The following is a 12150-nucleotide window of genomic DNA, read 5'->3' as shown; positions in this document are numbered from 1 at the left end:
AGATTACGTAAAACCCAATACTTCATTACCATGTGCAAAATTTTAGGTTTTAAGGATTAGTGTGATTATGTCTAACACAGGAGAGGCAATGCCTCTATTGCTATGTAATAAAGCCGTTATTTATGGTATAGTCAATTAGCCGAGTAAAAGCTTTTAGAGCGCAGTTCAGAGGGGTTAGAAACATGGAATTCTTCCTATACAGACTTACAACAATTTATGCATAATCCTAAAATCCCACAACTTTTTGACTTGATCCGGATTCTTCCTATACAGACTTACAACAATTTATGCATAATCCCATAAATCCGAGAAAAATCAATGCTATAAACGAAAAAAGCCCATCTTTCGATGAGCTTTTCGCGGTCTGGACGGGACTCGAACTTAGTCCGTTTATCCCAGCCTATATCAGCACTCTTGTAAAATCTCTTTGTCTATGTTGACGATTTGTGACCTTATCCCCGAGGGCGATGGCACAAATTGATTTCGTCTGATGCAAAAATAGTAAATTCAACCAATTAACAACACCTAATATTAATAAAAGTTTTTCTATAGTATTATTGAGATTTATCAGGCGGATACGGTAACTTGTAATATAGGTCCCACTGGAATCCATAGGTCAAAAACAGCTCCGAAGGACGACCTGCTCACCTAAAAACCATCCATTAGCCATAGGAAATATATGTTCATTTTGATTTTTTAAAATCAGGATCCATTTCAGGAGTACGAAGGCCAGCAACTTCATTTGCCATTAGGATGAACACATTCCAACACAAACCACGAGTGGACAGCCACCAAGAATCGGTGGTTTCCCATTTGGTTGGAATAAACTCTTTGCTATATGGCCATTTGGGATTGAGGTTGATTTCTGCCCAAGCACGGTTTTCCATAAGAGCTAGTGCTTTCTTCCATCCGTGCCTATATCCAACAACATAGCCACAATATTCGGGTCTCATCCAGCTCCCTCCGTTATAATAGAAGCCATCTCTTGCACCATCTTTATAATTAGACTCTCCAAATTCCCTAAAAGGCTGATAATCTGCAGTCATATATGAATACCCATTTTCGCTATTATCCAGTCGAACAGCTACGGGCGCTGTAGTTCCAAACTCTGGGTGCGGCGAATTTGGTACTTTGTTTAATATGGGAATTTGTTCCAGATGGTTGATCACCATTTCGTCCGTTAAAATGGGTTCATTAAACAGCCATAATGAGAAGAATTCTGGCTCTAAATCGGTCATCGTAATAATATCCGGATAATCTCGATCAAATACGATATGTTTTCTATCCTCGTCATAAAAATTGAGATAACCGGTTATGGCTTTCTGAATATATTCATCTGATATATCATATCCGAGCTCCCTTATTGTTTTTAAGGCAATGGCAAATATTCCCTGATTCACAGCCAATCTATCCGTTTTAGGTTCATATTTATTAACATCTATCTGACTTAAAGTAAAATGGGACTCACAGATACCATCGCCATCAGGATCAAATTCATTAAGTACATAGGCCACCGCTTTATCTATTTTATCCTTGGGCAGGACAGCATTAAAACGTCTTTTATTCAGCATGGCCCAAATTAAAAACTGAATGGTCGCTTCGTTGTCCTTAGCTTCAATTGTTCCCATATAAGGCGTAATGATATTAGCCACAGCACCTGTGGAATTTTGCGTTTTTGCCCATTGCCCCCAAATTTCCAGATTTAAGTCTTCATTGTAATTGGACACTACGGAGAAAAAGGAATCCCGATTATACATGTCTGGTGCATAATTCAAATTTGGTACATTCAATGGCGTAAAATCGTCAACAGAGGTGATCCACGTGAGCATATTAAAGTTGGCATACAACATTTTTTCAATCAAAGTCCCTTTGAACCCTTTTCCCTCAGATAGACGGGATTGTGAGGCAATCACAAAATCATGATGGTCCACCCAAGGCTCAATAAACACATAGCTCGTTTTTGTGGCCTTCTCACCCATTCCCATTTTATTGTAGGCTTGTTTTAAAGGTTGATGCTCTACAATCTGCAAATCCTTAATTTGAATGGTCGCTTCTACCCCTGACTGTGTCCCCAAAAACATCGATACCCCGTCATTTTCTATATAGGGTACCATAATGCTGCCTTTAAACAAGGTCCAATCATTTTCCTTTATAGGGAATTGATCAATATATTTAATGCCATGCTCCAATTCGACCGTCTTCTGACCATTTTTAGTTCTAAAAAGCTTAAGGGCTATGGGAGAATTTCCTTTGGCAAGGAACGAGATGGTATATGTTTTTTGATCTTCAAAGGGCACAGCAACTTCAAATCCTGAGCGATTTCCAGGTTTGCAATGAAGTGTTATTGATTCAGATTGATGTTTAATCCCGGCACCTCCGATGTCTTGAAAATCAGAAGAGAACTTTAGGTTGATTTCTTTGCCCTGATCCAAATCATACAGTTCACCAAATTTCTGTTGGATATAATGTTTGCCCTTTGCTCTTTCGTCCAACGTAGCAACGGAAAGCAATTCCGGATCGGGCAATATTCGCATGCCTACAAAACCACCACCATGACCGTTAAACCGTCTGCGCGTAGATCGTGTGTAGTGATTTTTATAACCCGCATCCATCAAGATACCGACCAACTGATTATCGGAGGTCACAAAACCAGCCGAAGGAAATATTTCGTGAGCAAATCCACCTGGAAAATCGTCATATTCAAAAGTAACATACTTGGATGGAGGATTTGCGGGTATAAAGTTTTCTTCCAGTGTATAGTATAATGAAGGCATGCCTGACTGCAACAAATCAATGCTTTTTTTGACAACATTCGAATTGATGACTTCATAGGTGACCGTCATGGACAAATTCAAATCAAAGTCTGACAAATAGGTTTCTTTTGAGAGGATTATGAAATTGTCGGTACCTGACCATTGTGAACCTTTCCAATTACTAATTTCGGTGGTTTCACTAAAATCCAAATTGGTGACTTTAAGCTTAAATTCTTCGGAATTATGGAAGACTAATTGGTTGCCATTATAAATATCCACATTAAAACCATCTTCAGCATTTCCTACAACCTTGAGCTTGATATCTTGGCCCCATCCAATGGCTCCGTATAGACAGAACAATAACGACAACCATACGGTTCCAATTTTTATATAAAACTTAATCATTTCCAAACCGTTTAGTTTTCTGAATATCTATAATCTATGACGACGCCATCAGCATACAATTTCCCGTTCTTTTCGAATACATTAGCAGTTTGGGGAACCATCACCAACAGTGCTGCATTTTCCTTTGAGATATTAAAAGTGAAGTCTCCTTTTACATTTTCCCTAATAAACCTTCTTTGTATGGCATCATAAATCTTTAACGATTTTTCACCCACAGAAATGGTCACAGATTTTGCTTCTTGGTTAGGGTTATAATACAGATACGATGGCAATGCTGCATTGCGATAAAAATCGGTCGCCAATAAATCCAATTGCAATATATTATCCACATTTGTTGCTGAAACAATTGCTCCTGCAATCCCCACGTGTCCACTTCCATAAACGCTAAATTGGGACACATCGGGATTTCCATCTACCCAATGTGGACCATCACCAATAGCGATGGGCGCCTTAATATGCTCATATTCCTCAAAATGCGACTGTTTGATCAGACCTTCATAGGCAATAACTCCTTTGGTATGGTGTTTAAGTTCTGGGATGGATTGATGTTCATCAGATATTTCATAAGGATAGAATAATTTTAATGCATTGCTAGCGTTCAACATCCATTTCCCGATTGTATTTGCATAACGCTGGTCGTATCTGACCATCGGAACTAGGGGCCACATGGTGTCATAAGTATTCATTAAAAAGCCAAATCCTCCATGATCGACAGTACTTCCAACTATTCCAGAAATATCGTATCCGTTCCAATTGCCTACCAACACGCCCCACCCCTCTCTACAGACCGAGGTACCGTCAAACGTCCATTCCAAAATTTTAGTATAGTTGTAATCAGTTCCTTCTTCAGCATTCAATCGTGCAGCCACATAGGCTCCAAATGGCATTAGAATTTCATAAAACCGATTATCCTTTTGCGCCAAAAGAGCCTCTAAAGAATTTTTGGCCCCAACCAAATATTTGGGCTCCTTAAATTTCTGATAGGCAGAATACAAGACATAAGCATGACCTGCTGCCGCGTCCTCTTGTTTGCATATCCAATTATCTTGAGGTTCCAAGGTGGCATAATTAAAAAAGGAATGTGAATAATTTCCTTCTAAAACTGCATTGGCATCATAAAATTTCTCCGCAACCGAACGCATAATTTCTGTATAATGCTTTTCATCAGGATAAAAATTTGCGACGCCATAAAACAATACATTCGGATATACATCATACCACCAATCCCTTCCATATCCTCCACCCAGCATTGCCACTTCAGGACTGGTGTTGTTCATGACAATATCCCAATTGGTTTCTGAATTAAAATAGTTCTTAAGCATGGACACATAGTTTTTTCCATTTTGGTTTGATTTGTCGATACCTACAAGAGTTGCCCCAAACACAGAACCAACAGTTGCTAAGGACTCATGAAAAATCCCATCATTGTTTTGTGGACCCTGTCTTAAATCGCCCATCGCCGTATAAATCCCGAAGGTTTCCTGATCAAAATTTTTTCGGGAGTCGTCCATCCAAATCATGGGCCAATACTCCCCCGTTTGAGTCTCATCATAAACCAAGGCATCAAACTTTTTCGCCATATCTTTAAAGTCCATGACCTTAAAAGGTTCTGGTAAATTAGGCATGGCATCTACTCGACTTAAATGAAGCTGTCGGATCGAATTATCACCTGTGAATTGAGATGATCCCGTTTTGCAAGAAAAAAGTAGAAATCCGATGAATAGAGCCAGAATGTAATTTTTAATATTCATTTTATTTTACGCTTATAGGGTTAGTAATTACTGTATCTTCATCAATTGGTTCCTTGTTTAATAGTTCTTTCTCCAATAATTCCTTCTCTAAAGTTGATTGTTGCCTTAACAGCTGCTTGGCAATAATGATAGAAAGTAATTGAAGACTCCCAATAATCAATAAGGCGTAACGTAAAGCAATATCCGCATTTATAAAAAATGCAATAATCAAAAATGTACTTGCCCCTATAAAACGACCAACAAACAATCCGAATTCGTGATTTAGAATGTACGAGAATTCATTCCTATTTTCCAATTTTGATAGGATGTCAATGACTTTTAATTGAATCGGAAAATAGGCAATATCCAAAATTGGCCGAGCCATCAACAATAAGAACATAAATAGAATGACTCCTGTGGTATTGAACAGTAGCCCATTAAAAAAAGAAGCGAGGAAAAATGAAATCAATCCAACACTAAAAATAACCAAACGATGTTTAGGCTTCGAATATTTCCCCAAAATCAACATGATTACTGCCGCAATAATAGCTCCTATGGAAATAGCAGTCCCTAATGCCCCTTCGGAATGGAAGAACTTCATCATCAACATCGCTGGAGCCGTCACGATAAAACCTTGTGCCAGCCCTTTCAATACAGACAACTGAATCATTTTTTTCCAAAGTTTGTGAAATTTGAAATAAATAAATTTTTCACTCTTTGGTTTTTCGTAAGTTCCCAAATGAAATACAATGGAGGCGAGAAGTGTAATTAGAAATACGATCGTGGTAATAACCCTATAACCTGAATTTACAGCTTCATTAGAAATTGACTCCGCATTCCCGTGTCCTTTCATTAAGTACCAACCAATTAAAAATGGCACAGTGGAAGCAATGATGGTATAGATAAAAGTTTCCAGACCATAATAAAAATTTCGGGTTCTGTCCTGTGTTGTGGAGAGTACCAAATAATCCCGATTGGCCCAATACAGACCAAAGGACATCCCCATAATCAACCCAGCTCCTGCCAATCCAAAATAATTGATTTCCTTTAATGACATCATGAACACCATGGATACACCGCTCAGAAGCATCCCTAATGAAAATAATCTTTTAATATTTATTTTATTCAACAAATATCCATTAATCAGAAACGTAATTGGAATACCAACATAAATTGCCAATTGGTACAAGATGACCTTGGAAGGGTCATTTGAATTTCGCATAATATATGAGGCCACGAAAATATCAATGACCGGCAGTACAAATGCATAAATTGTATTGGTTATGATCAATATCTTAGCACTTCTCGTAAAATCTTTTAATCCAACCTTAGCTAAATCTATCATTATAGTCCTAATGTTTTTAATATGTCCTTGATTGAAAAATCAGCCAAACAAACATGTTCATCTGATGCCCCGTAATACATTCTAATGGTATCTCCATCAACGATATGTCCATTTGTGAATACCACGTTACCAAAGAATCCCGTTCTCTCGTATTCCGCAATCGGTTCCATAATGGGTTGTTCAGAACGCGCAATAACGATTGACGGGTCATATAAATCCATTAAAATAGCACCCAAACAATATCTATTTCCTTCAGTGGCACCATGATAGATCTCCAACCAGCCTTTCTCCGTTTTTATAGGTGCTGCGCCAGCGCCCAACCGTTTGCTATCAAACTTTCCTGACCTGGTTTTGGCAATACATTTGTGATTCCCCCAATGACAACCATCTGGCGATTCTGCCAACCAAATATAATTGCCTCCCAATTCAGGACTACTTGGTCTGTGGAGCGCGTAATATTTTCCGTTAATTTTCTCTTCAAAAATGGCACAATCCTTATTGTGAGGGCTGAAGATCATGCCCTTCTTATCAAAAGTCTTCCAGTCATTTGTGGTGCGCAGTCCCACTCCGACGCCGTTTGGTGAGACCATGGTATACGTTAAATAGTAAGCATCGTCAATTTTGGAAACTCTACAATCTTCAATGCCATACGATTCGTAGACGCCCTCTCCAAAAAGTGATGGAAAGGATTTATTCTCATAAAAATGGGTGCCATCGTCACTAAACAGAACTCTTAAATGCGATATGGTAGTCAAATAATCAACACCATCATAGTTTATCACTCGGGCATCCGCTGCGTTTAATTTGGGATCATCCATTTTGAAGTTCAAAAGCTCAACTTTCCCGAGATCATCATATATGGGTACAGTGAGAAAACCCTCTTTTTGAATGGTCCTTTCTGCTACCCTAACCAATAATCCTATTTTATCCTTAAATTGAAATACACCGGGATTTAGCAAACATTCAATAATCATATTTGGATTACTGGGGCTTAAATCATTAGGTGATAAAATTGGATTTTGACGATATCTTATTGCAATGTCACTCATTCCATATTTGATTTATTGGTTAATAAAATATTTTATAAAAAGTAACTAATGAAGAAACAGTAAAACCATATCACTTTGAAAGGAGAGGACTATCCCAATCATATCGAGACCTATTATCCTTTTAAGGATTGGCATTAACAACTAAATTCCAAAAATCGGACTGCATTAAAAAAAAGAGAAGTAGGATATCTGAGAAATACTACTTCTCCTTAATTAAAAACTAACTCAAACAATTCTCAATCTTATACTCATTTAGTACCCTGGATTCTGCGTAATGGTCCCTGCCGATTTATCCACTTCACCTTGCGGTATTGGGTATAAATAATTTTTGTCCTGAAAGTTCTTGCCGAGACCGGTTAAGAAGGATTTGGCCAATCCCCATCGTTTTAAATCGTTGAACCGCTGTGATTCAAACCCGAGTTCCACCCGTCTTTCATGGATCAACCACTCCTTAATTTGTGCCGCATCTGTAGAGCTGGGTCGGTCCTCCAAAGTACCGGCAGGTATTGCAGATCCGTCGGCAGTTGGCGTCGTCCGTGCACGTTCTCGAACTTGGTTGATTATGGTCATAGCCCCCTCGTAATCGGAAGTTTCGAGTAAGGCTTCGGCTTTCCAGAGCAGGACATCCGCATAACGCATGTATATTTTGTTACTTGGGGCATCGTCGTTTCCTTTGTTTTCGCCCACAGTATTTCCCAATAATTTTGAAACATTTTGATTCGGTACATCCACGGTGTATAACAATCTCGGATCATTAGGTTCAAACTCATTTAAAAAGTTGTCCGTTGGAGCTACAAATCCCCATCCTATCAAGGCACATAGGCCATTTCCTTTTCGCGGATTTTGATCTGAAATATGATCGTAAGCAAAAATCACTTCGTTATCCGTAAATTCTTTATCGACCGCAAAACTGTCAAAATAGTTGGTATTTAAACTATAGAACCCGAGAGCATCCAATTCGTTAACATAGGAGATCACCCCTGCCCAATCTTCATTGTACAAAGCCGCTTTAGCCTGTAGTGCAATCACGGCACCTTTTGAAACGCGCCAAGGTTCACTCGGTGACGGATACTTTGAATTTGGCAACAGTTCCTTTGCCGCGACTAAATCAGCATTAATCTGTGTCCAGACTTCTGATTCAGGGACGCGAACGGCCACCTCAAAAGCTTCTGCAAAAGAGGTTAAGGGCTCCGTAAGAAGTGGAACGTCGCCAAAATTATTGACCAGATCAAAATAGTAAAACGCCCTCAAGAAATGAACTTCGCCCAGCAATTGATTTTTACGGTTATCGCTAATACCCACTGCTTGGGTGACTTCTGGATTGGTCAAATAACTTATAGCAAGATTTATCCGATTAATGCCTTCGTAATCATAAAGCCATATCCCATTAAATGCACCGTTGTCGGCGGTGAAATTGAACGCGCTCAACTCGTCCATCCAGGCTTGATCGCCATCTGGATTCCATTTTTTGTTCATGTCATTAGAGGCAATGTCCTGAAGAATGAAATCATTTCGGGTGACCGTACCATCATCCCATTGCCAATCGCCTACCAAGTTTAAGGTGCTTGAAAGCAATTGATAGGAAGAACTTACGGAGGATTCCAAGGTATTTAGGGTGGGCGTTGTATCCACTTGATCCATGGTCAGTAGCCCAATAGGATCCTTGGTAAGCTCGTCATTACATCCCGTAAATGCTACAAAAAGACTTATAGTAATTAAACTTTTATATAATGTTTTCATAACTGATATTTTTAGAATTTAAAACTTAACATTTACGCCAAGGAGCACAGATGAGGCCAATGGATAAGTTCCCTTATCCGTAGTATCGGTTGATTCTGGATCTAAACCAGTATATTTTGTGGAGGTCAATAAATTTTGACCAGAGATATAAAAACGAAGATCCTGTAATCCTTGAATCGCATTCACGGTGTAACCGATTTCGATATTCTTTAGTCGGAAATATGAAGCATCTTCAACGTAGATACTGGATTGTTTACTACTTCCGTTATCTTCAAATGTCACTCTTGGAATGGTATTGCTTGTTCCCTCGCCATCCCATGCTCCTAAAATATGAGTGGTGTAGTTGAAAGGGCGGGTGTCGTAATCGATGATCTTTTTAGCATCATTATATTTGTCAACCCCTTCCACACCTTGAAACATACAGGAGAAATCAAAGCCTTTATAATTCGCAAATAAGGTCACGCCATAGGTCAGATCAGGAATGGCGTCTCCGGTGAATGTTCTATCATCGGAATTAATAATACCATCATCATTAAGGTCGGCAAACTTGATATCTCCTGGCTTGGCAGATGGATTCAAAGTACCACTTAAATGCGCATCAATTTCTGCCTGATTTTGATAAATACCTTCCATTTTATAGCCGAAAAAAGAATTCAAGGATTGCCCAACCTCTTTGGTCTGCAGTCTTTCCACGCTATTAATTAATGTGGCAAAATTTGCATTAATCCCATATTTGAAAGCATGGTCAGAGTTTCGATAATTTAAGGTGAATTCAAATCCTTTGTTAAGCACTTCTCCTGCATTCACAATGGTAGGTGACACATCTCCAACAATACTCGGCAAGCCCACCGGCAATAAAATGTCTGTCGTTCTTTTTACAAAATAATCTGCTGAAATGGACAAACTGTTTCGTAAAAATCCGAGATCGATACCAAAATTACTGGATTCTGAAGTTTCCCATTTCAAGTCATCATTGCCATAGCGGTCCACCACAACTTTACCGTCTACCTGACTTATTAAAGTCAGATAAGCATAATTGTCGATTTCCTGGTTTCCGAGTCTACCCCATCCGGCCCGCAGCTTGAGGTTGGACAACCAAGAGACATCCTTTAGGAAATTTTCATCCGAAATTTTCCATCCTGCAGAAACCGATGGGAAATATCCCCAACGATTCTTTTCAGAAAAACGCGAAGAAGCATCGGCCCTTAAGTTGGCTGTAACCATATATTTACCATCATATACATAGGTTCCCGATCCAAAAACCGAAAACAAAGCCCATTCAGAAGCGCTACCTCCGTTCCATACATCGACCTCCGTTCCACCATAATCTATATATCTAAAGGTAGGATCGGTAATGCCAAATCGCATCCTACTCGCTCCCACGGAAGAGTCATAATTTTCAATGAATTCAGTACCCACCAATACACTGAGATCATGTTTTTCAGCAATCGTTTTTACATAATTTAAGGTATTGTTGAACGTAATGGTACGTGATTCTGCGCGATCTTCATTCAAACTGTTCGGACGGTTTTGGCGTCCCTGGCCCTTGTCTCGATCACTTCCACCACCGTCGTCATCCCCAAAATTGGCGTTAAATTTTTTATTATGGTAAAATGATAAATCCACCCCAACATTGGTTCTAAAGGTCAATTCTTTGTCTTTTAAAAAGGAATACTCCGCATATATATTTCCAAATGTTCTAAAACTGCTCCGTACGTCATCTGTAAAGTAGGCTAAAGCCACTGGATTCTGGGACCATTCATATTTATCGCTCTCCCATCCCCCGGTATCTTTATCATTATGTTGGTAAAAAGGTAAATCTGTAAACGGATCATTTACTGAATAGGTGGGGTCATTCTTATCTTTATAGACTCCGAGAACTGGAGGTCTCAATAAAGCATGTCGGATAATTCCAGGCTCATCACCTTTAGAGGATAAAGCATCCTGCGTGGCATAGGTGAGTTGAAGATTGGTCCCAATTTTTAGACGTTCGGTCAGATCAACATTCAGGTTAGTTCTGTAATTTAAACGTTTGTATTTGTCATGGTCATACACTACAATCCCATCTTGGTCATTATACCCCAAGGATAATAAGAATTGAATTTTCTCACTTCCTCCACTGGCGGTCAATTGCAGGTTTTGTGATCTTCCGGTTTCGAATAATTCGTCCAACCAATCGGTATCAGAAAAGTCTGATCTGCCCTTATCCGCAGTATAAGGGTTGGTTCCCGATCTGCTGGAGTTGATCCATGCTTTCTCAACGGTGTTCATATATTGCTCTGTATTGAGCATTTTGGGAAGATTAGACGCATAGCTTATACCGGTATAATAATTCACATCAAAACTTACTTTCCCTACCTTACCGCTTTTGGTGGTTATTAAAACCACACCACCGGACGCTCTCGATCCATAAATGGCGGCCGCAGAGGCATCCTTCAAAATGGACATACTCTCAATATCCGCTGGATTCAAAAAATTAATGTCGCGGGTCGGAATCCCGTCAATGACATATAAAGGATCATTATTGCCAATAGTGCCTTCTCCACGAATCCGTACCTGTATGGGATCGCCAGGTGCACCAGTACTTGAGGTCACCTGAACCCCAGCAACTTGCCCTTGAAGTGCTTTGGCAACATTGACGACTCGGGTTTTTTCGAGGTTTGTCAAATTAACTACAGAGACCGCGCCGGTCAAGGTGGATTTTTTCTGTGAGGAATAGCCTACTAATACCACCTCATCCAAGGTTTCCAAATCTTCAGTGAGTTCCACGTTGATTTGTGTCTGCCCATTGACTGCTAATTCCATGGTGTTAAAACCTATACCACTAAAGACCAAAATAGCCTGTGAATCCATGACCGTAATATTGTAGTGCCCGTCAAAATCGGTGGCTGTACCATTAGTCGTTCCTTTTTCCACTACATTAATTCCGGGTAGCGGGCCATTCATATCCGATACCACACCGGTCACGTTTTGCGCATTTACAACACTTCCAAAGAACATAACCACTATTATATGCAGGCAATACGTTATTTGCTTTTTCATAATAAAGATGAATTAAACTGGTTAATAATTCGAGTATTTTTTTTCATGACAATAATAATTTAAGGGATTTAACAAAGCCATGATCG

The 12150-nt window shown here is 39.4% G+C and carries 6 protein-coding genes; all 6 read right to left on the bottom strand.

What is annotated here, in order from left to right:
* Window positions 1–683: 683 nt before the first annotated feature.
* The 6 genes from H3Z82_RS10410 to H3Z82_RS10385 all read right to left on the bottom strand — a co-directional run bounded on the left by H3Z82_RS10410 (window position 684) and on the right by H3Z82_RS10385 (window position 12064).
* Window positions 684–3158, bottom strand: a complete 2475-nt coding sequence (locus H3Z82_RS10410; RefSeq protein WP_220459172.1) for a hypothetical protein — start codon at window positions 3156–3158, stop codon at window positions 684–686.
* 11 nt (window positions 3159–3169) lie between these two features.
* Window positions 3170–4909: a hypothetical protein gene (locus tag H3Z82_RS10405; RefSeq protein WP_235982428.1), complete on the bottom strand. Its 1740-nt coding sequence runs from the start codon at window positions 4907–4909 to the stop codon at window positions 3170–3172.
* Window position 4910: 1 nt separating this feature from the next.
* The gene (locus tag H3Z82_RS10400) at window positions 4911–6233 is read right to left on the bottom strand and encodes an MFS transporter (protein WP_182205443.1); all 1323 of its coding nucleotides are present in this window, start codon (window positions 6231–6233) and stop codon (window positions 4911–4913) included.
* Window positions 6233–7282, bottom strand: a complete 1050-nt coding sequence (locus H3Z82_RS10395; RefSeq protein WP_182205442.1) for a glycoside hydrolase family 130 protein — start codon at window positions 7280–7282, stop codon at window positions 6233–6235. The genes H3Z82_RS10400 and H3Z82_RS10395 overlap by 1 nt, the downstream gene beginning before the upstream one ends.
* 252 nt (window positions 7283–7534) lie before the next feature.
* Window positions 7535–9022, bottom strand: a complete 1488-nt coding sequence (locus H3Z82_RS10390) for a RagB/SusD family nutrient uptake outer membrane protein (RefSeq protein ID WP_182205441.1) — start codon at window positions 9020–9022, stop codon at window positions 7535–7537.
* Window positions 9023–9040: 18 nt separating this feature from the next.
* Window positions 9041–12064: a SusC/RagA family TonB-linked outer membrane protein gene (locus H3Z82_RS10385; RefSeq protein ID WP_182205440.1), complete on the bottom strand. Its 3024-nt coding sequence runs from the start codon at window positions 12062–12064 to the stop codon at window positions 9041–9043.
* Window positions 12065–12150: the final 86 nt, after the last annotated feature.

Source organism: Gelidibacter maritimus (genome assembly GCF_014062315.1).
GTDB classification, from domain to species: Bacteria; Bacteroidota; Bacteroidia; order Flavobacteriales; family Flavobacteriaceae; genus Gelidibacter; species Gelidibacter maritimus.
Note: the sequence above shows the minus strand (reverse complement) of the source record. Positions and strands in the feature narration are given on the sequence as shown.